The sequence below is a fragment of the Leptospira neocaledonica genome, assembly GCF_002812205.1.
In the GTDB taxonomy this organism is placed as follows: domain Bacteria; phylum Spirochaetota; class Leptospiria; order Leptospirales; family Leptospiraceae; genus Leptospira_B; species Leptospira_B neocaledonica.
In genome coordinates this window covers 325,374-350,200 of the sequence record NZ_NPEA01000002.1, presented here as the reverse complement: position 1 = coordinate 350,200, position 24,827 = coordinate 325,374, and the positions used below count along the sequence as shown (strand labels likewise).

21 protein-coding genes are annotated in these 24,827 nt (G+C 39.9%); 8 read left to right on the top strand and 13 right to left on the bottom strand.

Annotation, left to right across the window (positions count from 1 at the left end; genetic code table 11):
- Window positions 1-37: 37 nt before the first annotated feature.
- Window positions 38-694: a TetR/AcrR family transcriptional regulator gene (locus CH365_RS04040; protein WP_100767318.1), complete on the bottom strand. Its 657-nt coding sequence runs from the start codon at window positions 692-694 to the stop codon at window positions 38-40.
- Window positions 695-831: 137 nt separating this feature from the next.
- Here CH365_RS04040 and CH365_RS04035 point away from each other — a divergent pair, with 137 nt between their 5' ends.
- Together CH365_RS04035 and CH365_RS04030 are read left to right on the top strand one after the other, a co-directional pair.
- Window positions 832-2,856 (top strand): oxidoreductase, encoded by a 2,025-nt coding sequence (locus CH365_RS04035; protein ID WP_100767317.1) that lies wholly within the window; start codon window positions 832-834, stop codon window positions 2,854-2,856.
- A gap of 14 nt (window positions 2,857-2,870) precedes the next feature.
- The gene (locus tag CH365_RS04030) at window positions 2,871-4,613 is read left to right on the top strand and encodes an acyl-CoA dehydrogenase family protein (RefSeq protein WP_100767316.1); all 1,743 of its coding nucleotides are present in this window, start codon (window positions 2,871-2,873) and stop codon (window positions 4,611-4,613) included.
- A gap of 11 nt (window positions 4,614-4,624) precedes the next feature.
- Here CH365_RS04030 and CH365_RS04025 read toward each other — a convergent pair whose 3' ends face one another.
- The 8 genes from CH365_RS04025 to CH365_RS03990 form a co-directional block, all read right to left on the bottom strand.
- Entirely contained in the window at window positions 4,625-5,719 is a 1,095-nt protein-coding gene (locus CH365_RS04025; protein ID WP_100767315.1) for a hypothetical protein, read from the bottom strand.
- A gap of 171 nt (window positions 5,720-5,890) precedes the next feature.
- Window positions 5,891-6,670, bottom strand: a complete 780-nt coding sequence (locus CH365_RS04020; RefSeq protein WP_100767314.1) for a GNAT family N-acetyltransferase — start codon at window positions 6,668-6,670, stop codon at window positions 5,891-5,893.
- 100 nt (window positions 6,671-6,770) lie between these two features.
- Window positions 6,771-7,127, bottom strand: coding sequence for a PilZ domain-containing protein (locus CH365_RS04015; protein ID WP_100767313.1), 357 nt, complete (start codon window positions 7,125-7,127; stop codon window positions 6,771-6,773).
- Between the two features lie 116 nt (window positions 7,128-7,243).
- A complete protein-coding gene (locus tag CH365_RS04010; RefSeq protein ID WP_100767312.1) occupies window positions 7,244-8,065 on the bottom strand; it encodes a histone deacetylase in 822 nt (273 codons plus the stop codon).
- Window positions 8,066-8,150: 85 nt separating this feature from the next.
- Entirely contained in the window at window positions 8,151-9,047 is an 897-nt protein-coding gene (locus CH365_RS04005) for an alpha/beta fold hydrolase (RefSeq protein ID WP_100767311.1), read from the bottom strand.
- Between the two features lie 78 nt (window positions 9,048-9,125).
- Window positions 9,126-10,082 carry an aldo/keto reductase gene (locus CH365_RS04000; RefSeq protein WP_100767310.1) on the bottom strand — a complete coding sequence of 319 codons (957 nt, stop codon included), beginning with the start codon at window positions 10,080-10,082 and terminating at the stop codon, window positions 9,126-9,128.
- Between the two features lie 59 nt (window positions 10,083-10,141).
- Window positions 10,142-12,904 carry a DNA polymerase I gene (gene polA / locus CH365_RS03995; RefSeq protein ID WP_100767309.1) on the bottom strand — a complete coding sequence of 921 codons (2,763 nt, stop codon included), beginning with the start codon at window positions 12,902-12,904 and terminating at the stop codon, window positions 10,142-10,144.
- On the bottom strand, window positions 12,901-14,028 hold the full coding sequence (locus tag CH365_RS03990; protein ID WP_100767308.1) for a glycosyltransferase: 1,128 nt from the start codon (window positions 14,026-14,028) through the stop codon (window positions 12,901-12,903). The genes polA and CH365_RS03990 overlap by 4 nt, the downstream gene beginning before the upstream one ends.
- 124 nt (window positions 14,029-14,152) lie before the next feature.
- Between CH365_RS03990 and CH365_RS03985 the strand changes: the two genes are divergently transcribed.
- Window positions 14,153-14,941, top strand: coding sequence for a class II glutamine amidotransferase (locus tag CH365_RS03985; protein ID WP_100767307.1), 789 nt, complete (start codon window positions 14,153-14,155; stop codon window positions 14,939-14,941).
- A 663-nt stretch (window positions 14,942-15,604) separates the two neighbouring features.
- Here the strand turns inward: CH365_RS03985 and CH365_RS03975 are convergent.
- Window positions 15,605-16,186: a hypothetical protein gene (locus tag CH365_RS03975; protein ID WP_100767305.1), complete on the bottom strand. Its 582-nt coding sequence runs from the start codon at window positions 16,184-16,186 to the stop codon at window positions 15,605-15,607.
- A 135-nt stretch (window positions 16,187-16,321) separates the two neighbouring features.
- On the opposite strand from CH365_RS03975, the gene CH365_RS03970 reads away from it, so the two are divergent.
- The 3 genes from CH365_RS03970 to CH365_RS03960 all read left to right on the top strand — a co-directional run bounded on the left by CH365_RS03970 (window position 16,322) and on the right by CH365_RS03960 (window position 19,167).
- Entirely contained in the window at window positions 16,322-16,708 is a 387-nt protein-coding gene (locus CH365_RS03970; RefSeq protein ID WP_100767304.1) for a YfeK family protein, read from the top strand.
- Between the two features lie 76 nt (window positions 16,709-16,784).
- Complete coding sequence (locus CH365_RS03965) at window positions 16,785-17,843, top strand: hypothetical protein (protein WP_100767303.1); 1,059 nt, start codon at window positions 16,785-16,787, stop codon at window positions 17,841-17,843.
- Window positions 17,844-17,931: 88 nt separating this feature from the next.
- A complete protein-coding gene (locus tag CH365_RS03960; RefSeq protein WP_100767302.1) occupies window positions 17,932-19,167 on the top strand; it encodes a glycosyltransferase family 4 protein in 1,236 nt (411 codons plus the stop codon).
- A gap of 245 nt (window positions 19,168-19,412) precedes the next feature.
- Here CH365_RS03960 and CH365_RS03955 read toward each other — a convergent pair whose 3' ends face one another.
- Window positions 19,413-19,820 carry a winged helix-turn-helix transcriptional regulator gene (locus CH365_RS03955; RefSeq protein WP_100767472.1) on the bottom strand — a complete coding sequence of 136 codons (408 nt, stop codon included), beginning with the start codon at window positions 19,818-19,820 and terminating at the stop codon, window positions 19,413-19,415.
- 109 nt (window positions 19,821-19,929) lie between these two features.
- On the opposite strand from CH365_RS03955, the gene CH365_RS03950 reads away from it, so the two are divergent.
- Window positions 19,930-20,727 carry an SDR family oxidoreductase gene (locus CH365_RS03950; protein ID WP_100767301.1) on the top strand — a complete coding sequence of 266 codons (798 nt, stop codon included), beginning with the start codon at window positions 19,930-19,932 and terminating at the stop codon, window positions 20,725-20,727.
- Between the two features lie 10 nt (window positions 20,728-20,737).
- Here the strand turns inward: CH365_RS03950 and CH365_RS03945 are convergent, their stop codons facing one another.
- Together CH365_RS03945 and CH365_RS03940 are read right to left on the bottom strand one after the other, a co-directional pair.
- Window positions 20,738-23,059, bottom strand: a complete 2,322-nt coding sequence (locus CH365_RS03945; protein WP_100767300.1) for an FAD-binding oxidoreductase — start codon at window positions 23,057-23,059, stop codon at window positions 20,738-20,740.
- On the bottom strand, window positions 23,056-24,012 hold the full coding sequence (locus tag CH365_RS03940) for a class I SAM-dependent methyltransferase (RefSeq protein ID WP_100767299.1): 957 nt from the start codon (window positions 24,010-24,012) through the stop codon (window positions 23,056-23,058). Before CH365_RS03940 ends, CH365_RS03945 begins: the two co-directional genes overlap by 4 nt.
- Before the next feature lie 414 nt (window positions 24,013-24,426).
- On the opposite strand from CH365_RS03940, the gene CH365_RS03935 reads away from it, so the two are divergent.
- Window positions 24,427-24,792 carry a DoxX family protein gene (locus CH365_RS03935; protein ID WP_100767298.1) on the top strand — a complete coding sequence of 122 codons (366 nt, stop codon included), beginning with the start codon at window positions 24,427-24,429 and terminating at the stop codon, window positions 24,790-24,792.
- Window positions 24,793-24,827 lie beyond the last annotated feature (35 nt).

Genomic DNA, 24,827 nt, shown 5'->3' with positions numbered 1-24,827 from the left:
AATTGTAGGGAGATGTATCACATTAGAAATTTAGAAACTATTCTTCTGCATGAGGTGGTAGTGTCATTCCTGTATATGCGCACTCTATCACAGAGAGGACAAATTTTTTCATTTCCTCTTTGTTCTTTTGAGGCTTTATTCTTCCTTCCAAAAAGAGCATCGCGATTCCGTGAATCATAGACCAGGAGGCCACAGTTTTCTCACGTGTTTGGCCTACTTTGATTGCTCCCAATCTCTGCCCCATACGTATGATCTCATGCAATTGTCGATACGTTCTTCTCGAAACAGCGGACAATGTAGGATGCAATTTTAAATCGACACCGCCGAACATGATCCTGGCAAATTGCTGATTATTCAAAATAAACTGAATATAGGTCCAACCAAGAGCTTGGAAACGTCCTATAAAATCATTATCCGTTTTTTCTAACTCTCTCTGATACTCGGAGAAATATTTTTGAAATCCTCTTTCTGCAATAGCGGCAAGCAAAGCGTTTTTACTTTCGAAATGATGATAAGATGCAGCATGACTTACACCTGCAAGCGCTGCAACTTTTCGCAAAGAAATCTCTTCGAGAGGAGTTGTTTTTAATAATTCAGTACCCGCGAATATAAGATCCTCTCTGACAGTAATCTTGTCTTTTTTAAACGGCCTTCCCGGTCCCTGCAGTTGGCGGCGTTTATTCTTTACGGGCATACCAACGATTCTCGCCAGCTACCATTCTTTGCAAGAATATATTTACCAGTGGTAATTTAAATCTTGATTCTTATATTATTTATATTACCACTGGTAAATAATAGCTATAATACGTAAACTTATCGGAGAATTGTATCATGGAAAAGGCTTTTCAACCCATCAATATAGGAAGTTTTACTCTTCCGAATCGATTCGTAATGGGATCCATGCACCTCGGACTCGAAGGCAAAACTGGAACCGCAGAAAGAATGGCTGCATTCTACGGAAAACGATTTGAAGGAGGAGTCGGCCTCATAGTCACCGGTGGAATCAGTGTGAATGAAGAAGGAAGAGGATCCAAACACTTCTTCAATATACAGAAAGAAGAACACGCATCCGAATTACAGGAGATGAATGCTCTTTTAAATGGAAACGGAACGATGTGTGCTCAACTATTCCACGCAGGACGTTATGCGTTCGATAGAAACTGTGTAGGCCCTTCTGCCCTCCGCGCTCCGATCAATAGATATGTTCCTAGGGCTCTTACAGAAGAAGAATGTTGGAAAACCGCAGAAGATTTCGGGATCGCAGCAAAGCTCGCGAGAGAAACCGGATTTGGAGCTGTGGAAATTATGGGAAGCGAAGGATATCTCATTAACCAGTTCTTCTCCCCTGTAACGAATCATAGGGACGATCATTTTGGAGGAGATTCCAAAAGGCGAATGAACATGGCTGTTGAAGTTTTACGAGCAGTCAAAAAAAATCTTCCGGAAGGTTTTCCGATCATTTTCAGAATGTCCGGAATCGATCTCATCCCAGGAAACCCAACTTTTGAAGAAGTATGTACTCTTGCTAAAACATTACACCAAGAAGGTGTATCCGCTTTGAATATTGGGATCGGTTGGCATGAATCAAGAATCCCTACTATCAGCCAATTAGTTCCAAGAGGAGCCTGGGCAAATATTGCGGGACGAATCAAAGAAAAAACTCCCGGCATTCCTATCATTGCATCTAACCGAGTAAACGATCCGATCACTGCACAAAGAATTTTTGATAATAATCAGGCTGATATAATTTCCATGGCGAGACCGTTTCTCGCAGATCCGTTTATAGTAAAAAAAATACGGACAGGTATGTCAGATCGGATCAACACATGTATCGCATGCAACCAATCCTGTTTGGACCATGCCTTTATAGATAAATCTGTTTCCTGTCTTGTTAATCCCCAAGCCGTCAATGAATTGGAATACGAAATGGATCCCAATGTGAAACCGCAAAAAGTTGTAGTGATTGGATCAGGCCCGGGTGGTCTTGAGGCGGCGAGAGCCAGTGCTTCTTTTGGCCATGAAGTTATACTTCTTGAAAAAGCGGACGAGTTAGGAGGACAATTCCTATTTGCTTCTAATATACCAGGTAAATCTGAATTTAAAGAAACACTCCGTTATTTCAAAAACGAACTTCCGGCACTCGGAGTAGATATCCGTTTAAATACAAATTGCGATCTAAAGCTACTTGAAGAATTGAATCCAGATGCGATTATATTTGCAACAGGTGTTAAACCGAGAGAATTTACTCTGCCCGGTATTGATATTCTTCCGGCAGGAAATTACACGGACTATTTGAACGGTAAATTCAAAGCGGGGAAAAAAGTAGCTGTGATCGGTGGAGGCGGGATAGGCGTTGATGTGGCTCATAAACTGACTGAAGAAAACGATCCTAGTCTCGAATCTTATTCAAAAAAATATAATATCAGTTCGTTTACGAATGCGGTTATCCAACCTCATAAATCGGAAAGAGATGTTGCGATTTTTAGGAGAAGCGGAAAACATGGTGCCGGTCTCGGACCTACTACTTTTTGGGCTCTCAAACAAGAATTAGAAGCTTCCGGAGTAGAATTCTTTCAGGGACTCAACTATAAGGAAATCACGAAAGACGGTCTTAAGGTAACCTTGAAAAACGGAGAGGAAGTTCTTTATCCATGCGATTCCTTGGTCCTGTGTGTAGGACAGGAAAAAGAAAGTTCTCTCTATGAGAGCTATAAATCTTTACACCCACAAAAACAAATATTTATTATCGGTGGGGCAAAGGATTCCAAAGGAATTGATGCAGAGAGGGCATTTTTAGAAGGATTGAATGCCGCTTACAGTATAGGAAAAGAAAATAAAGTCTCTGCGATTGCATAGATAAAAGAGGGAATATGATAGCTAATAATTATTTTACAGACGACGAAGATTTAAAATTATTTTTTGAACACTTAATTGATTGGTCTTCGATCGTAAAATCAACAGAAGGCGAAGAATTTTTCGACCACGAACTTTATAAAAAAACGAATAACCCAAGATATGAAATGGCTCCCTCAAGCGTCGAAGAAGCGGTAGAACTATATAGATCGAGTCTTGAATCATTGGGTGAATTTTTCGGAAAAGACGTTTCTCAACTTTCTAGTATCATGGATAGGAAACATCTGCGCTACGAAAATGGAACAGTAATCTTTCCGGACGAAACTACATCGATATACGAGAAATTCCGCGACACAGGACTCATGCCTTTTTCTATTTCGAGAGAAGCAGGAGGATTAGGACTACCAGGAACCATGAGTGCATTTTACGGAATGATCATGGCAAGAGCGGATGTTTCTTTTTGTATGACCGTTGCTCTATTGAATTTGGCTCAAATTGTTTCCAGGTACGGGACAGAAGAACAGATAGAAAATTTTGCGGCAAAGGCAGCAACTGGAGAAACTCTTTTTGCAATGTCTCTTACCGAACCGGATTTCGGGTCCGACCTAAATAATGTCAGAACGACTGCTGTAAAAATGGAAGACGGACATTATCGTCTAAACGGAACAAAACGTTTTATATCCCAAGGTTGCGGACTCGGGCCCTATCCTTCCAGTCTATTGACTCTTGCACGAACAGGTAACGGAGGAGCTCGGGGATTATCCGTATTCTTGGTAAAAAGTTCTGATGTAACGATTGCAGGTATTGAAACAAAAATGGGAATCCATGCATCTCCTACCTGCGAAGTAGTATATGAAAACAGTTACGGTGAACTCTTAGGGCAAGAAGGTCTCGGCCTCACCAGATACACTACTGGTATGACAAATTTTATGAGACTCGGGAGTGCGGCATGTGGTCCAGGTGCCGGGGCCGGAGCATATTATGAATCTCGAAAATATGCCGAAGAAAGACAACAGTTCGGAAAACCGATCGCAGAAATTCCTGCAGTTGCCGAAATGCTTCACAAAATCCAAAGAGAAGTGAACGCATCTAGACTTCTTACGTTTGAAACCGCCCGCGTTGTAGATATGTATCAGCATCACCAGATCCGCCTGGAAAAAGGAAATAAAGAAGATAGAGAAATCCGAAAAGACGAAAGAGTAAAAAAATGGGGAAATCTAGCTTCAGTCTTAACCCCTATCGCAAAATACTATTGTTCGGAAGAAGGTCATAAATGTGCGGGCCTAGCCATCCAAATTCATGGTGGAGCCGGTTATACGGAAGACTACGATGTGGCTAGAATATTTAGAGATTCTAGAATCAATACGATCTACGAAGGAACAAGCCAGATCCATGTTCGAATTGCAGTCGGAGCAATCGTGGCGGGAATGACTGGAGATGGAAATTTTAAAAAATATTTGGAATCAATTAACGCGGAAATAAAATCGCCTTCTAAATTCCTCACTGAACAATCCAAAATATTCGAAGATGCAATAACGAAATTCAGAGCAATCGAAGACGATCAAGCTAAAGAAAGGGTCGCAGAAAATTTGATGATCATTACTTCGAGATATCTATGTAGTATGTTGTATGAGAAAGCTTTAACTAAATTGAAACAAAACAACCAACTCGATCGTTGGACAAAGGATTGTACAGCATATCTAATCGATAGCACTGCTATCGCCAAATCATGCATCTATAGAATCGAAAATGCTGTGTAAAATGATCGAAATTACTTCAGGAATTTAGGAATAAACGAAGTCTTTTCCGGATAAAACTGAGAAGCGAGTAAGAATATAAAAATACTTATCGCAATCCCGATAGATGCAAGAAGTACATCCTTACCTACTTTGCGGAATGTTTCCAAATAGGGAGCATCCCTGTAGGTAAGGAAATTTAAAACGATTTCTCTTCCCGCAAGCATTCCCAAGAAAACCCAGGTGGTGGACATAGGCATATTGCTGATCTTTTGGAAGAATATTAAAATACTCGCATATACTAGATCTACGATAGTTGCCGCTTTGGACCATTGGATGTCAGACTTCTCCGTCACTATCTCTTGGATGGTCCCGCCATTCGTATATAATATGATTCCAAGAGCCCCGATCAGAATAGAAACAGCTCCGGCAAGTTCCATCCAATTCAATTGTCTAGGAAGATAGACCACTATATTAGCGGCATCTTGCGCAAGCCATGCTGCCCATAAAAACAAAGTGGAAAACCATTGTAAGATCGCCCATTTTCTTTCGGTTCTTGGATCGGGCATATGGTCGTCATAATATTCTTTCGGATCTACTTTTACTAAGATCCCCCAGACGACCAACGCGGTGATAAATGCAATCATGTATCCTAAAAAGGATTTAGTCAGCATCTTCTCTATATTCTGCCCGCCGAATAATCCCAGGATCAAAAATGTGGTTGAGATCGGAGATTTCATTCTAGTGATCACTACTAGAACGATAGGTGCAATCAATTGTAGAAAATTATATTCTGCAGGAGGTGTAAAATTATCCAACCTGTGAAAATGAACTTCTCCGCTACCTGACCACCAAGCGTATCCAAACACCAAAGCAAGAAGTCCACCCAAGGCAGCAAGTTTCGGGAACCAATGTACTGATTTTTTACTTTCTATGAATGTGCCCACAGTTTGGACAGCATCATTACCTGCCACGGAGAATGCAGAGATACAGAAAGCAAACCAACCTAGAATATAAGAAGAAATCCCTAAATAATACCCCAAACTCATGACCAAAAAGGACAGAAAGACCAATACATAAAACCGGATCTGGTCCTTAAAAGAGGGATGTTGGAAATCAATTTGATTCATGAGGGACCCAATGGGTTTCGCTTGTTTGAGGCTAATTTAGTATAGAAAAAAATCGAAAGCCCAAACGGTCAAGGTGTATCGGCCCATATTTAAGCGCTGAAATGGGGCTAAAAACAAAAACGGGCCTCATTTGAGACCCGTCCTTACGAAAAAACTAAAGTTTCCTAAGTTCTATTCTAGGTAATGTTTGCTGTATCTTGCTTCGATGTCTTTGATATCGAAAATGATAAAGAAGTCGGTAGTCTTGAAAACTGCATCCAATGCTGGAATTCCGCAGATTGTTGATCCGGCTCTAATATAACCTTTAATCAATGCAGGGATTCTTTTAGAAACTTCTTTGATATCTTCAGGACTGTAGTTCTGATCGAAACCTGGCATCTCGAATCCTGGAAGAGGTTTTACGTCGAAAGCTTCTCCAGCGAGAGCTTGTTTATCTTTCAAGAATGCATAAACTTCATTTGCAGATTGAGCATCCGTGCTGTGAACTGAACCGCAACCGAAAAGGTATCCGATATTGTTCTTCTTCATATATTGAGCGAGTCCGCCCCAAAGAAGAGAAATCACGGATCCGTCTCTGTATTCAGGATGAACACAGCTGCGTCCGATCTCTGCAGGTTCCCTTTCTAATTCGTAAATTTTAGTGATATCGAATTCGTTATCGGAGTAGAATCCCAGATTCGCCTTAGCAACGCTACGGCGTAGGATTCGATAGGTTCCGACAATCATGTCGTCTCTATTCTTATCCACTACGATAAGGTGGTCGCAAAATAAATCGTATTCATCTCTGTCTTTACGTGTAGCTGCGGATTGAGGTAAACCTTCTCCCAACTCCAGATTGAATACATCATAACGAAGAGCTAAAGTTCTTTCGATCTCGAGTTGGTTCTCTGCGATCCTTACTTCAAGCTTACGTTCTACTTTTTGCTTTTTTTGGACTGTTCCTGATCCCATTGTCGTCCTTCTTTTCCTTGTTAGGATGCTTCTATCTATCATCCTAAATGGTTACAGTCGGATTACGCTGGAAAGAAATTCCGATGACTGACTTGGCCAATTAACCTGCCATTCTGCGGAGTGAGGTCAGTTTTTTGACATAATCGAGAAGAAATCCCTTACCTTTTACGTCGATTTGCGTGAATTGGAGACCGAAAAGACCCTGTGCTTCCTTGGATGCGCTTAAGTGTGTAATTTTACCTAATGCTTTAAATGGTTTATATCCGGGCAGAGAAACCACAATTTCCACGCTGGAATGAATATCACAGCCATCAAATTTATGAGGTACACGAACTGCGATCCCTCCCTCGCTAACGTCCTGGGCTACGAGGATATCTAAAAAACCGTTTCCCATCAATTGGAGTTGAACTGGTTGTTTAGGGAAAGGGACGACCCTTACCTGTTTTCTTTTCTCCACGAGGACCCTCCGGACATTAGAATAATGGCCAAACCTATACTATAAATGGATAAGACGGGAGAAGAAAATGGTTTTCCTACGAAAAAATAATCGCGTAACACTCGTTCAAAATAGTGCTAAGTATTTAGTCCTAACTCTGCCTCGGCACCTTCGACCAGAGAGAGTTTATAGGTAGAAAGTATCTTGGAAACCTTCTTCTCGAATTTACGATTGAACACGAAGAAGTTTAAAGATTTTTCCAAAAAGAAAATCATCTCTATCGGTTTCCATTCGATCACTCCCCGTTTAGCATCTACGATCTTTCCGTGTTGCAATAGTGTGGAGATGGCTCGGATAGAATGTTTTGGGAAAGTAGTTCTCAGAGCCTGGTAAAGAGCCTTGGAATCCGCTTCTAAAAAATGGAATTTACGGGAGAAGAGTACTGCGTCATGAAAATACTCGGGACGTATCACTGCTCCATTCAATCGGAGAGAGATGATCAGAAACCCGATCAGGTCCGACATCTCCGGAAAAATCCCAAGTCCAGGAACATCTTGCCCCGGATACAAACGAGCGGGGTCTCGTCCTTCCTGTTTCGGATGACGTGTCTGGAGCCAATTCACAACCAGGTATTTTTCTTTGAAGAAGTAATCGTTGAGACGGATCCTATATTCTTGGATGCTCAAACGTAGATGAACTATAATTTCGTTCTGATAAGTGAGAATGAGTTTTTGGTAAGTGTCGTCACTTCCGGAAAGATCCAGTTGGAAAGAATCGTATCCTCTTTTTTTAAGTTCTGCCAGAACCCCGGTGATCTCGAAAAGTTCCCAAACACTTTCTTTGGTAAGAGAATGAAATAAGACTCCGGATTGAGCGATGTGAGAGTCCACCGCCGCGCATAAAAAGTCGTCGTATACAAAATCGAAAAAACGAGGATTATTGTATGCAACCTTACCCATCAAATCTTTCGCTTTCTTTACAGTTTGGCAGATTTCTTCCTTTTTTCAAGGAAATAAATCCGGTCACCAAACTATCTGAGAAATATCAAAGTTTCGATCTGAAGTTCGAGTACACTTTTAAAACCTGGTCTGCAGCTTCTGTTTGAGGATAATGTCCTATACCGGAGAGTTCGTACACTTTTGCGTCCGGTCTCATCTCTCTCAATCGGTCCACCACATGTCTACCGCTGACGGGGTCTTCTAAACCGTCGGCCAATGCGTACGGGATCGGGCTGTCCAGAATTGCTCCGACCCATCTATCTCTGAAAATTTTTCTTTCTCTCATGTATCTTATCAATTTATGATAAATCGCCTTCCCACCTCCGTTATTCACACATTCCCAAAATCCATCCAACTCATCTTGGTGAGGTTTGGTATTCGGTCCAAATACTTCTGAAAAACTTTTTTGGAAGGAGGTCTTGTTCACTAAACGTGAGAATAAAAATCCCAGAGGGCCGTTTAATAATTTTTGTACTGTTCTAGGTCTATGTGTTTCCGGAAAGATCCCGCCGTTTAGAAAGAACACAGACTCCAGATCAGGTCCACCAATTCTCTGTCCGGATAATTTCTCCCTGAATCTTGCAACTAATTCTTGTGCTACAGTATCTCCTAGGTCATGAGCGAGAAGATGTACCTTTTTGATCCCTTGTTCTTGCAAGAAGAACTCCGCTTGGTCAGCGTATTCATAAATAGAATAATGTCCGTCTTTCGGTTTTTCGGAAAAACCAAAGCCTAGATAATCTAAGGTCAAAACTTTGTACTGATGAGTAAGAGATTCCCATACATCCTTCCAGTCCCAGGAAGAAGTGGGAAAGCCGTGTAAAAGAAGAAGTGCTTCTCCTTCTCCACCTATTCGATAGAATAGTTTCCTTTTTTTCCATTCAAAGAAAGCTCCCGATGCCTTCCAGGCCAAAGGGTGAGTTCTCCAAAGCGGTTCCGACATAGACTCCTCCAGAAGAGGTAATATTGTACTCCCCGCTTTCCGAATGGAAAGTGTAAAATCTATAACGTGAAGGAAATTTCAGTCCATTGCGTCTAGAAGGTTGGATAAGAAAACTTTTCTCTCTTTCCCTTCCGGAAATCTGCCAATACCGGCGCCCATATTATCTTTAAGATGGGAAATCTTAGAAGTCGCAGGGATCGCGCAAGTCACAGCGGGATGAGAAAGAATATATTTTAAGAAGGCTTGAGCAAAAGAAGAACAATCCCATTCCTTAAAATACTCCGGCAAAATTTTTCCTTTTGTATTTCTAAAAAGTCCCCCTTCTTCGAAAGGACGATTGATCAGGACTGCGATCCCATGTTCCTGAGCAAAAGGCAAAATTCTATTCTCTGCTTCACGCGTTTGAATAGAATAAGGTATCTGTAAGAAGTCAGGTTTTTCTTTTTCAGAGATCCTTTCCATCTCAGAAAACGCAGACGTGGTAAAATGGGTTAAACCGATATAACGGATTTTCCCTTTTTCTTTTAAGCCTCTTAATGTTTTGAGATGAGTTTGAGTATCTAGTAAATTATGGATTTGGAATAGATCAATCTTCTCTGTTTTCATTTTTTTGAAAGAAGTTTCGATCTGCGATTTTCCGGCGGCTTCTCCTCTAATCCAAACCTTTGTAGCTAAGAAAAATTTTTTCCTTTCCGCATCTGAAAAATCTTTAGATAAGATCCCGAAAATTTCCTCAGAACGACCGTACATGGGAGAAGAATCTACAACTCCTCCTCCAGTATGTAGGAACTCCGACAGAACTTCTTTTAATGGAGCCAAAGAAGAAGGATCCGGATCCACATCTAAAGTTTGCCAAGTACCTAAACCGATTGCAGGAATTTCTTCTCCAGTTTTTGGGATCTTACGTTTTAACATTTTAGAGACTCCGGACGTTTGAGAGAATAACGGAGATATAATATTCTCCGAAAGACTTACGCCTGCGGCAGATACTGCCAAAAGTTTTAGGAACTTTTTTCTGGAATAAGAGCTTTCCATTAAATTTTCCCTAAGCGGCCGAATTTTAAGAGCAGTTTGCCCGAGGACTCAAGTAAAAATTAATGAGCCTCGTCCCAGTTTTGTCCGAATTTTCCTTCTACCTTGACAGGTACATCCAGAGGAAGGGCGTTCTCCATTAAACTTTTACAAACTTTTAGGAACTCATCCTTTTCCGATTTGTAGACTTCAAATACCAATTCGTCATGCACCTGGAGTAGAAGTTTTGATTTCCATTTTCTCTTTTCGATCTCGTCTTGGATCTGGATCATTGCAATCTTGATCATGTCGGCGCAGGTTCCTTGGATAGGAGTGTTGATCGCAACCCTTTTAGCGCCTTCTTTAGCCTGACGATGTGTGGATGTAATATCCGGAACGGGTCTCCTTCTTCCTTTCATGGTCTCTACATAACCTTTCTCTTCACAAAAGGCAATCGTATCGTCCATATACTTTTGGACACCAGGATATTGAGTTAGATATCTTTCTATAAAACTTTTTGCCTCGTCTCTTGAGATCCTGAGGTTACGACTGAGACCGTAAGGAGTGACTCCATATATTACGGAAAAGTTAACTACCTTCGCCTTATCCCTCATTTCAGGACTGACCAAATCTTCGGAAACACCGTAGATGGCGGCGGCAGTTCTTTTATGAATATCGATCCCTTTTTTATATGCGTCCATCATAGCCGGATCTTTAGATATATGAGCCATGATCCGGAGTTCTATCTGAGAATAGTCCAAACTTAGGACCTCAAAATCCTTATGGCCGGAGATAAAACCTTTTCGGATCAATCTTCCTTCTTTTTCTCGGATCGGAATATTTTGCAAGTTCGGATCCGTAGAAGAAAGCCTTCCGGTAGCGGCTATCGTCATATTATAACTGGTATGAATTCTTCCGTCTTTAGGAGAAGCCATACTAGGAAGAGTATCCACATAAGTAGAGATCAACTTTGTGTATTTTCTATAATCCAAAAGTTTTTCGATGATCGGATGTTCTCCCAATAATTCTTCCAAGACTTCGTGGTCTGTGGAATAGCCTGTCTGGGTCTTTTTAACTACTCGGAGTTGCAACTCGTCGAATAATATTTTTTGAAGTTCTTTAGTCGAAGCGATATTGAATTCTTTCCCTGCGGCTTTGTAGATCCCTCTTTCCAGATCTTTCACTTCTCTTTGGAAATCTTTGGAAAGTTCCGCAAAATATTTTGCATCTACCGAAATCCCAGCCTTCTCCATCTGGGTCAGAACAGGAATTAACGGCAGATCTATATCTTTGAATACACTCTCTAAACCGGATTGTTTTAAAGATTTGCGAAGAACATTATATAATCTTAAAGTAATATCCGCATCTTCCGCCGCGTATTCGCTTACCTTATCCAGGTCCACTTCCCAAAGATTTTTTTTGTTTTTACCGGTCCCCACCAGCTCCGCATAAGTGATCGTTTTATAGTTTAGAAGGTCTTCTGCAAGATCGTCCATATTAAATCTACGACTTTCCGGTGCGAGAATATAGGCAACGATCATCGTATCGAAAACGATATTTGCCACTTCGAATCCGTGGTTTTGCAGAACGATCAGATCGTATTTAATGTTCTGACCAACCTTAGGTATATTCGGATCCGATAATATAGGCCCCAATATTTCTCGGACCTGATCCAAAGGAAGAAGTTGTTTCTTATTGGCAAATAGACCCTCTTGGGTATGAGAGACCGGGATATAAAAACCGGTTCCTTCTTGATTACATAAAGATATACCCAGAAGTTCCGCATCAAAAGCGTATTGAGAAGTGGTTTCCGTATCCACGGAAAGGATCGGAGATTTTTTCCAAGCTCTTGCAAGTTTGGTCAATTCCTCTATACTTTCTACTCTCTTATAAATTCCTTTTTTGGCAGCCGGACCTTTTGTAGATCCTGCCGGTCCTTCTTCAGGTTCGTCTTTAGGAGGTTCTTTTCCTACGGACTTAGCAAGGTCACGAGATAAAACATTATATCCTTGGTTCTTAAGATATTTAATTCCTTCGTCGGAAGCATAGTCGGGAAGTTTGAGATCATCTTCCTTGATGCCCAGATCCAAATCTCTTTTAATCGTGGCCAATTGTCTGGACATGAACGCATTATCTTTATGTTCTATAAGTTTATTCTTTAGGCCCGGATTTTTAATCTTCTCTATATTTTTATAAATTCCTTCCAGGTTTTTGTATTCTTGGATAAGTTTAGAAGCTCCCTTCTCCCCAATACCCTTAACACCTGGAATATTATCCGAAGTATCTCCAACGATTCCCATATAGTCTGGGATCTGTTTTACGTCTACGCCAACTTCTTCTTTTACCCAGGCGGAGTCGATTTCCACAAACTCTGTGACTCCTTTTTTCCCTCTGAGCATTTTAATATTCTTTTTTTCTAATAATTGGTATAAGTCCTTATCTCCGGAAAAGATCAGTATCTCTTTTGCAGAAGCCTTATAATTTTCGGCAAGAGTTCCGATAATATCGTCCGCCTCATGTTTTTCTATCTTGAGTATCCTAAAACCAAGAACCTTCAAAGTTTCCATGATCTCGTTCAACTGAGGACGTAGATCTTCTGGCATAGGTTTACGATTCGCTTTATATTCTGCGAATGTGGCCCCTCTTTCCAAGGGTCCGCCCGGGTCGAAGGTCATCGCTACATGAGTAGGAGCATAATCTTCAAAAAGTTTGAATAACATTCTGAAAAATCCGAAGACCGCACCGCTAGGTTGCCCGGTTTTGGAATTTTTCAAATTGGAAGCTGCAAAAGCGTAATAGGCTCTAAATGCGAACGCGTGACCGTCTACTATGAGTAATTTTTTCATGCTGCTTCCCCAGATTTTCCTTTAGAGCCGGAATAAATTTCTTCACCTAATAAACTATAATACGCAAGTTCCGTTTTCTTGATCGTATTTTTAACGGAGAACCTTTTTACAGATTCCTTATTGAAAGTTCCCATAGATTTCCGGACTTTAGGATCTTCTAATAGAGTTTTATAAGAAGTAGAAAGAGAATCTGCATCTCCTACTTGAGAAACGAAAGCGCCCTTACCTTGGGTAAGCATTTCCGCGATGCCTCCACCGTTTGTGGCGACAATTGGCAGGCCGGCAGCCATCGCGTCTAATACGGAAGTTCCGAGACCTTCTTCTTTGGAAGTTAATGTGAAAATATCGAATAAGGAAAGAAGTTCGGAAATATCAGTCCTGAATCCTGTGAAGATTACTTTGTCCAAAAGTTTTTTTTCGGAAGCGAGTCTTTCCAGTTCCTTTCTAAGTTCGCCTTCACCGACGATAAGGACCTTATACTTTTTCTCCGTTTCTACTTTAGATAAAGCGTTGAGTAACGTTTTCTGATCCTTATGATCGACTAATGCAGCTATATTTCCGATGATCAGCTCGTCTTTAGAAAGATTGAATTCTTTTCTTAAATAAGATGTATCATTTGCTTTTTTAGAAACACCGAGATCGATCCCGCTGTATACGGTCACCACTTTGGCAGGATCAATTCCATCCATGATCAGAATTTCGCGAATACGATTCGAAACGCTTAAATAAAGATCCACCCTATCGGAGACGTATTTACGTTTGCTGAACCAATTCTTTCTAAGTCTAAAATCCACTCTTCTGGAAACTACAAGTTTCACTTGGGGATGTTTTGCTTTCGCCATCCAAGCAATAGAATGTGCCTTTGCAGTATGTGCATGGATCAACTTGATCCCTTTGGAAACGATCAATTCTTGTAGAGCCTTAACGGAACCGAAATCCCATTCACCTTTTAAAGGAAGAGTAACTGTTGGAAGTCCGACTTCGTTAGCGCGGGTCTCTAATGCAGATCCTGGTTTGCATAAAATGAGCTGGGGGATTTTGTGTTTTTTTAAACCTTCTGCGAGAAGAAAAAGTTGCCTTTCCCCTCCTCTCCAGCCGGTTTCCGTGTCGATATGAAGAATCACCCGATCAAATTGAGGTTCTGGCTTGAATTCTGCAAGAGTTCCCCATTTCTTTTAGGAAAAAAGTCCTGGACAAACCGAATTCGCCTTAGCGACAATAATTCTAATATAACGGAGGAGGTCCAAAATGTGTGAACTTTTGGGAATGAGCGCCAATGTTCCTACAGATATATGTTTCAGTTTCACTGGCCTTGTCCAAAGAGGTGGAAAAACCGGACCCCATAAAGATGGATGGGGGATCGCATTTTATGAAGGCAAGGGCTGCAGGGTCTTCCAAGATCCTCAAGCAAGTGCGGATTCACAATTGGCTGAACTCGTTCGTAACTTTCCGATCAAAAGTAATTTAGTCATTTCTCATATCCGTAAAGCAAACCGAGGAAAGGTGGATCTAAAGAATACACATCCTTTCGTCCGGGAACTATGGGGTTATTATTGGACATTCGCGCATAATGGACAATTGAAAGGTGTGAAGAAGGAAACGTTAAAAGATTTTGCATCGGTTGGAACCACGGATAGCGAGTATGCTTTTTGTTGGGTACTCTCCGAATTAAAAAAGAAGTTCAAGACAAGACCTAAAAACGAAACCCAACTCTCCCAAGAGATCCGAAAACTATTGTCCAAGCTCGGAAAAAAGGGAGTCTCGAATATTCTAATTTCGGATTCCAAATATTTATATGCTTACTGTTCCACAAAACTTGTTTATATCACGAGACATGCTCCTTTCGGAGAGGCCAAACTGATAGATGCAGACCTAAGCATAGATTTTAGTAAACATACAAATCCGAAAGATATAGTTACAGTTTTAGCCACAAGCCCTTTGACCCAAAACGAAATCTGGACTCATTTTTTACCCGGAGAATTTCAGGTCTGGAAAGAAGGAAAACAATGGCAAAGATTTTCTCCAGCTAGTAAATAGGTTCACTTAATATCTTTTTATGAACCCTATTAGGAAATTTCCGAATTATCTAAAAATTTTAGGGATCTTTCTTTTATCCTACACCCTGATTACGAATTATTTATGGAGAGAACCGGATAATTATTTTTGGATCTGCCATGTTTCTGCATTTTTAGTTTCAGGAAGTTTAATTTTCGGATTTCGAAAAGGAATTCAAATCGGAGGATTGTGGCTAATACTCGGAACCATTTTTTGGCTTTCCGATGAAGTTTTAAACGATTACCCTCCGGACAAACTTTCATATTTTACACATTTATTATATGTATTAATCTCAATATATTGTTTTCGAAAAATAGGATTATTGCCTTTTCCCTGGATCGAATCGTTTTTATGGTATGTTTTCGTACAATTACTCAGTCTGAAGTTCACTGATCCTGTTCAAAATATCAATCTAGTGTATTCCATTTGGCCTCCCTGGGACCTCATATTTTCGAATTACTTTTATTTTCGGATTTTTATGAATTTTTTCATTCTAGGAGTTCTTTTCTTCGGCTCATATATATCGAATAAATTTCTTGATGAGTAACGAGAGACCGAATCCGAGATAAAGAACTTAAGAATTCAATTACAGGTTAGAAATAGATTCTATGTTTAAAATTCTCCAGGTTTTGCGTGAAGAAGGTTCTAAAAATGAAATCTATATTTTAAATCCATTCCAAATGGTTCTCTAACTTGATCTCTCGAATCCGATTGTGAATAGGTTCGAATATTAAAATCAAATCCGGAAGAATTTTCCTCCTCCCATCTGATACCTCTCCAATAAGTATATGCCAATTGAAGAATATACTTTGCTCCCAAAAGTGCCAATCTCAGATCGTTTCGGCTACGAACTCCGTCCAGATCATCCTGTTTACTATGCTGATAATTTGCTAAAAGCACAACCATTCCCGGGTCCGGTTGAGGATAAAAATTAGAATATGTTAGAAATAGATTTCTGGAATCCTCAAATTCTCTTTTTCTTTCCAATTCTTCTTTGTGTCCTTTCAGTTCTGAAAGCAATAATACAGAAGTGATCACCATTGTGAACCTACCTTTTCTGTATTCTTTTGCATGAAGAAGTCCCCAACCAGGGAGGACTGCACTTCTCCAGACTAGATCCCAACGAGACCTATCTTTTGTTTCGGGTGCAACAGTAGTCTGTTCTTGAGAATATATAGATGTAAGTCCAAAGAATAAGAATATATAGAATAAAACGAATTTTTTCACCTAGGTCTTCCTTTTAAGAATAATACACAAAGAGGGTCTTTACGGTCACGAAAAAAAGGAACCTAAGAAAATTACAAAATTTCGAATACTTGGTTGCCATAAGTAAGCAGGCCCAATTTAATTCTCAGGACGATCATGAACAAAATCCCATCCATTCTACTATTCTCTTTTATAATTTTTATTTCCAGTTTTGTTTTCGGAGCAGAGCCTGAAGACGAGATCAAATCACTGGTTTCTTCCTTAGATTCTTGCAAAGGTTGTGTTTTTATACGAAATGGTTCTGAACATAAACTTGACGAAGCAAAAGCTCATTTACTTAAAAAATACGATGCGGCCAAAAGTAAAATAAGCAGCACGGAAGATTTTATCAAAGGATTAGCAAGTAAGTCCTCGATCACAGGAACTCCATATAAGATTAAATTCCCGGATGGAAAAGAAGTAGAATCCGAAAAATGGCTATCCGACAAATTGAAAGAACTTCGTAATCCTCCACCCGCAACTAAACAAAAAAAGTCAAAATAAATCGATCTAGGCGAAAAATCACTTAAAGTCGGCAGTTATTCTAGATTGCCGACGTCGAATTGAGTTAGAGAATTTTATGCGAAAGTATCTATATCTTCTCCCCATTTCCCTTTTATTTGCCTGTCCTCCTCCACCTAGCGAAGATCCTCTTTCTTCTCTACTTTCTACATTAGCATTATCGAATATACAAGTCCCGGCAGACTATACGATCGTAGATTCTTCCAAACAGGCCCAACTAGACGCAGTAGAAGCTACTGCAACCAAGAATTCTACTTGTACCAAACTGGGAGCTTTTTATTGGGAAATTGGAGATGTCAATGGAGCTTATGGATATTCGTCCGTAAACGGTTCAGTGAATGGATCCACAGTTCTTTTGATTGCTTCCGCATCTAAATGGATTTGGGGGGCTTATGTTCTACAGAAGGTTGGAACCCCATCATCGATAGAACAATCTTATCTTAGGATGAGATCGGGTTACGATAATCTGAGCGATAACAAATGTAATTTAGCTCTTACAGTAAATGCATGTTTTATAAACGGACCTGGAAGAGATGGAACAAATAATAATGACTATTATAATTCCGGTGACCTAAATTATTTTTATTATAACGGAGCACATTTCCAAGCGTATGCTGCTTTGAATCCAAGCGGCCTAACTCCTGCACTTACAAATTACACTCGCGCTCAACTTGCAACTGAAATAGGAGATACTTTATTCGGATCCAATCCTGGAATAGACTATGCGGTTCCTCAACCTGCAGGCGGAGTTAGGACTTCGGCTTCTGTTTATGCTCAGTTCTTAAGAAGAATATTAAATTCTAATCTAACGATCCGAAATTATTTGGGAGCAGATCTTGTGCCTACATTACCTTCTGCACATCCCACCCAAGCAAAGTATTCACCTTTTGTTTTTGAAGATGTACATTATTCTTACGGACATTGGGTAGAAGATTCTTCCGGAAACGATGCTGCATACAGTAGTCCCGGAAAATTCGGATTCTATCCTTGGATAGATCCGACAGTCACCACTTACGGGATCGTCGCCAGATATTCTACATCGGGCCTGGCTTATGCAGAATCAGTGTACTGCGGAAGACTTTTAAGAAAGGCATTTGCTACCGGAATAGAACAATAGGTCTTTAGACCTCAGTCCGCATTCTGTAACGAAAAAGTAATTCTCTCTTCATGGAGTAGATACAAAAATTTAAGATGATCGAAAGTCGATGCTTCCATCGACATATATCAGTTCTTATCCTAAAGCAGGCCCCTTTCGAATATTAGTGGTGACCGAAACATTTCCTCCTGAGATCAACGGAGTTGCCAAAACACTTCATAGAATGTTGGGCGATCTTTTACAAAGAGGTCACGAGATCATCCTGGTCCGTCCGAAACAAGGCCATAACGATTACGCAACGGCAAGTGGCAATTATAGAGAAGTTTTAGTGAGAGGGGCAAAAATCCCCTTATACGAAGACCTAAGATTCGGATTTCCAGAAAAATACCTGCTACGCAGATTGATTGAATTAGAAAAACCTGATATAGTTCATGTGGTTACGGAAGGACCATTAGGCTGGTCCGCAGTCAGGGCAGCTAGACATGTAGGAATTCCTATTATCAGCGATTTTAGGACAAATTTCCACGCGTATGCAAAATATTATAAATTCGGATTCGCAGGAAAACTAGTCCATAATTATCTAAAAGGATTGCATAACAGGACCCAGATGACATTGGTCCCGACCGCTCAAATAAGAGAGCAACTAACGGAACAAGGATACACGAATGTGCAAGTGGTTTCCAGAGGGATTGATTCTGATCTATTTCACCCAGCTCGTAGAAATTCCAAATTAAAAACGGAATGGGGATTAAAACCTTCTGAACTTGGAGTTCTATACGTAGGAAGATTGGCTCCTGAAAAAAATCTGGATCTATTAGTAAGAACATTCCGCAGACTCCAAACAAGAGTTCCAAATGCAAAATTAATCTTAGTGGGAGATGGACCTTCCAAAGAAAAACTGCAAAAGGAAAATCCTGATTTCATATTCAGAGGAATGAGAAAAGGAAAAGAGCTGGCAGAACATTACGCTACTGGAGACCTATTTCTTTTCTCAAGCCTCACAGAAACTTTCGGGAATGTGATCGTAGAAGCGATGGCATCCGGACTTCCTATCGTAGCTTATGACTACGCTGCCGCGAACCAACATCTCAAACATGGTAAGTCTGCCTTACTCTGTGGTTTCGACAAAGAAGAAGAGTTTATTGAACAGTCCTGCCTCTTAGCGGAAAATAAAAAATTGGCCTCTCGACTGGGACTTGCTGCAAGAAAAATCGCAGCCTCCTGTACCTGGGAAGATGTTACGGATTCTTTGGAGATGACTTACTCGAAACTTTCTCTTTCTAAGAAAAAGGCTACGAGGTCTAAGAAAGCAATTAAGCTGAAAGTTCAGATGGTAAGAAGTTAGGATAATTGGCTTAAAATTTTACTTTTAAGATACTAAGTTAGACACTTTTATGCTATTACCATGCAGTGTATGGAAACAGCAAAAATTTTCATAAATATACTCCTACTACCGCTCTTCTTATCAAACTGCATACTCATCGATATTGAAGCAAATCTACAAACAAACTTAATTCCTAAAGTAGAAGCGTTTGAGCCGAATGATTTTGAATCAAAGTATTTCGGGTTCTAAACAACTTTCTACAACAATCACTTTCTCAATTCTTTCACCTTCGATCTAATAAAGGATTCCTTGTCCTTTTTTGCCTCTTTCAATGCGGCTTTTATTTCTTTCGGAATATCAAAATACTTCTCCGCCCAAATATAGATCTCAAAAAATACGGGCAGCAGATCGATTCCCTTTTGCGTGAGCCTGTATAGAACTTTAGCTTTGCTATCCGGATGATCCGATTTTTCGATCAAACCGTTTTCTTCCAATGACTGAAGTCTGGATGCCAAAATATTTGTAGCGATACCCTCATCCGACTTCAGGAAGTCTCCGTAAGTTCCTTTTTTGTTGAACATAATATCCCTGATAATGAGAAGAGACCATTTGTCCCCCCAGATATCCAGGGAGCAGCTAATCGGACAATCCGATCTTTTTTTACCCACTGACATAAATTTTATTTTTAAAAGTGCTTGCAAAAAACAAGTATTTTTTCGTCTCCTATATTTACTTGCAAATTGCAAGCAAATTGAGTCCAATATAGGACTAAGAGGATCAAAGATGAAACAAACAATTTTAGTTACTGGAGCTTCTTCAGGTATTGGGCTCCTTCTTGCCAATAAACTTCACCAGAGCGGCCATACTGTTATCGGAACAAGCCGCAATCCTGAAAAATACAACTTACCTTTTAAATTATTAGAATTAGATATTTCTTCAGACAAATCGATCGAGTCCTTTACGAAACGGCTTTTTAGTCAGATAGAAAGTTTGGATGTTCTGATAAATAACGCAGGTTATTTGGTATCGGGTCTTGCCGAAGAAACTCCTATCGAGCTTGGAAGGCAACAATTCGAGACCAATTTTTGGGGAACGGTTAAACTTACCAACCAGCTATTACCTTATTTTAGGAAACAAAGGCATGGAAAGATTATCACAGTAGGATCTATTCTAGGCTTAATTGGTCTTCCTACAGTTGCCTATTATTCAGCTTCAAAACATTCTTTAGAAGGGTACTTTAAAGTTTTACGTTTTGAGTTAAATGACTTCAACATTAAAGTTAGTATGGTTGAGCCAATGGGTTTCAAAACCAATATAGGCGATAGTGCAGTTAGATCCAAAGTAAAAATTGACGATTACGATCTACTTAGAAAACAAACTGCTGCATTCTCAAAAGAAACATTCGATAAGGCTCCTACTCCGGAACCTGTCGTTAATACAGTCTTAAAAATCATAGACCAAAAGGATCCGAAATTCAACTTCCCAGTTGGTCAAGGTGCATCGTTTATTCTTACATTACAACACTATGCATATAAGGCTTTCGAGAACTCTATTTTGAAAAGGATGCGTAAAGCGGCATAGATCATATATTCTAATAATCAAATATATGATCTATTAAGATTCCGTTCTGCTTACAATATAGTATCATCAAATGTAGTTGATCTACCGGCAAAATTAATGCCGTCCTTTTTTTGCCGGGTTCGGTAAGCACAGACCAAGACGAGAGGATTTTTTGATCCTCCCAGTTTTGGTCTTCTGGAGAAACTACCGTCATAACGATTTTTTTATTACCTGCGATTTCCTTGAATGAAATTCCCTTCTCTACTAAAACAGGAACTTCTTTTGTAAAAGGTTCATATCTTGGAATTGAGATAATTTTTCCGAGACCGTTTTCATCGGCCCAGGCAAGAATATGAAAATTCTCAGGTTCGTAAACGGCTCCAGTCCCTAAACCGATCAACCATCCATATCCAGCTTTCGCAAGAAGTTCCATTGAGAAAAAAATCTTTCTCTCCCATCTTCTGATCCTTCCGGCACTATTTCCGTCTTCTATCCCAATGAATTCCGAAAATTTAGAATAGAAAGGATATTCGTACCAAGGCCTCAGTCTTACGAAATCAGTATAATCCTGAGCGACCCATTGGATATATGCTTCTACCTTTCTGTCCTCGTTGATCTCTTTGCGAGAATCTATCCATTCAGTAAGGGCTCCAATTGTATTTTCATAAATACTTTTCAAAGCTAATTCTCCCGAATAGCTAACCCCGATAACACAGATCATCAGGTGGTATCCCCAGTTAGTTTCGTATTCCCAGGTTTTTTGTATTACGTTTCCATAAATCTTCCAAAACTGACCTATACTTCCCCAATAAGGAAAGTCGCTAGGAGGAGAATGTTTTTGGAATTTTGCGTATTCATCTGAGCTGAATACTATGAACCATTCCGGAACGGTTAAAAACGTTTGGTCCTCGTTTCGGCGATAAGTTTTATTAGAATCCAATTCCAAACGGATCTTTTGGTCCTTAATATCAGAAAAATAATATTTATCCCAAAGTTTATTTCTGAATTTATAATTCGGATCCAACTTTCTCTTTAATTCGAAAAACTTGTTAGAATCAGGATATGCGGCTTCAAATTGGACCTGATTTGCATGAGGCTGGTAAGGTAGATAATAAGCACCTCCTACGGAAACGACCGCATCGATCAGCTCTCTAGTCCAAACGCCTACTTCGTTTCTTGCAGAAGGATAGGTCCTTTGTTTATAATAGATTACAAAAGAAAAAACCTCGGACCTGGCCCATGCAAGAAGCGAACCTGGATCCTTATATGAATGACGAATGGATATATTCATCACGTTTACATCATGCTTCTGTAGGACTTCCTTCATTTTAGGATAAAACTCGTCGAATTTATCGACAGGAACGAAATATTCCTGCAATACGTAAGTGCTAATCTTTCTGGTAGGAGGTTCTAATTCCTTTACATCGTAACTAGCCTCGAAGTTTCTCCAGACCACTCGTTTGCCGGTAGTAAAATTGGGATCATATACATATTCTCTGAATTCCTTTCCGTAAGGAAGTTCTGTCAGCCAGAAATACATTATATTTTCCATCCAGTATTCTTCTTTTACTGGAACCAATCTATCCTGCACGGTTACTGCCTCGTCTGTCTCGATCCAAGTGATCGCATTTACATTTTCATAAGCAGGAGGATATATATCTCCGTTATGAAATACGGCTTTAGGATTCGTACGAACGTTTTCAAAAAAGAATTTTTTATATTCTGAGATCGGAAGTTTCTTCACAGAGCGAGAAACTTTAGAGTTGTCTGTTAATTGCAAAACTGCTTCGACTATGACACCGATTCCCCCGTAACCTCCAATCGAAGCGTAAAAGATTTCCGGATTTTCTTTGGGACTAGCGGATACCAATCTACCGTCACTTAATACAATCTTAATAGAATCCACTGATAATATTAATGGGCCTTGGCCCATATATCTTCCGTGTCCGTTTACACTCAAGGAGCCGCCGACTGTAAAATTGGAATACGTCTGCTTGATCTTTATGGAAAGATTATATGGATCTATGAACTCTTGTATTTTTCTCCAAGTAACTCCGGACTGTACTCTGATCTTTTTTTGTTTTTCGTCGAAATCCAAAATCTGATCGAATTCACGTGTATCAATGAATAACGCGTTTTCGGTGGCGATCTGACCTCCCATCGAGAATCTTCCTCCTCCGATGGAGATCATTCCGGAATGCTCTTTTACTAAATTTTGAATTTCCTCGATCGATTTAGGAGTTTCTACTCTAGAAACTGGAATCGGATTGATTTGAGTGACATCGTTGACGATGACAGGACTGGAATATAAATGAGCGGTAAATAATAGAAGAAGTAGTATAAATTTTTTCATTTTGTTTTTACGAAAGCCATGAGAGTATTTTTCGTAGGATCTCCGTTTTGCAAATACTGATTCCCTATAGATTTGAATCCAAACCCATGCAGTTTTTCCTGGATTTCCTCTAAGGATGTAAAATTACGGATTTGGGCAGAAGTTTCTCTCCATGGAATTTCCAAACCTGCGTTATAAACATCATGAGCTAAAGCTACAATATATCTCTGTTCTTCCGAATATACATTATGATCTCTTAATACGAGTTTTCCGCCAGGTTTTAAGATCCTGAAAATGGATGAAATAAATCCGTTTAATTTTTCTGTCGGAGAATGATGGAATCCTATATAATTCGTGACTAATTCCAAACTTTCGGAAGGGATCTTATCTGAGGTAATCGAGTCATAACTTCCCATTTGTATAAAGGTCCCGGCCTTGAAAAGTTGTCCTCTTTCTGCTAAATCCTCGGCGCTGTATTTAGGTTCCAGATCGTTCAGAACGTAAACTTTGCCCTGTATCCCTAATTTCTTTTTTAGACCTTTCACATACCGACCCGTGGTCCCGATTTCCATGTAACCGTTATAAGAGTTTTGTTTTCCCAAAAGCCTTACGGTCTGACTGGATATTTCCTCTTTCTGCTTTTTAAGAGAAGGAAGGGCATAAGTGATTACCCCCGCAAACGGTTTAATTCCCGGAAGTTTGGACATAATCGCTTCATAAATATCCTTATCCGTTTTCTGTGTCTTAGTTATATCCAGAATCAGCTTATGAAATTGATCTTCGGGATAGAGATGATATACGTTCTTTAGAAAAAGGTAAAATTCTTCCCTTAATTTCGGATCCAAATAGACGGATTGAAAATTCGATTTAGGATTAATATCTGCCTGGGACTCTCCTAATATTCTAGGGGCGAGTCCAGCAACGAATAACGCAATAATAGATTTTATAAACTGTTTCCGATTAATTTCTTTCATCCGATTCGAATACCTTCCCTATTCGGTCTAAATATATGAGATAGAATTGTAAAATAAGACATCAAAGTCCAAAAATACTATCAAAATAAAGGAAGAAGCTGAATAGCCCCCTAACCTTTCCTTAAAAAATTGTTTCGGATTTTTTTTTGAAGATTCATTTTTTAGCTTGTACTTTATCCGCCTTTACTATAATGACTGGCAAATTTACCGGCAAGGAGTATAGCCTATGCTGAAATTTCCCGGCCCTCGTACGGATCATCGAGAAAGAAATCGCCCCTTCGTCACCAGAGAAAAATATCTCACATTCCTGAAAATCGCCAACAAGTCTTCTCATTCCAGACAGAGAAGGTTTCGTAACAAAAACAGAGAAAAAAGGCAGACCTTGTCGCCATAGTTGTCTTATCATGGTTTTCCATGGAAAACCTAGACGCTAAATCAATCAGTCTCTGGATCATGGCGACTATATATACGATCGCCGGCATTCTTCATTTTGTGATCCCAAAATTTTATTTAAGGATCATGCCTCCTTGGATTCCCTATCATAAACTTATGGTTCAGCTCAGCGGAATCGCGGAGATTGCTTTGGGACTTGGACTTTTCTTTCCTCAAACGAAGGTATTGGCTGCTTGGGGCGTGGTCTTTCTCCTGATCGCTGTGTTCCCGGCTAACGTGTATCATTTCCAATCTAGGACTAGAAAAGACCCTCCGACTTGGGCTCTAATTCTGAGACTGCCTCTGCAATTACTTTTAATCTACTGGGCATATACTTTCACATATTGATTTGTTAATAGAGAAACAATCGGGTTTATCTACAA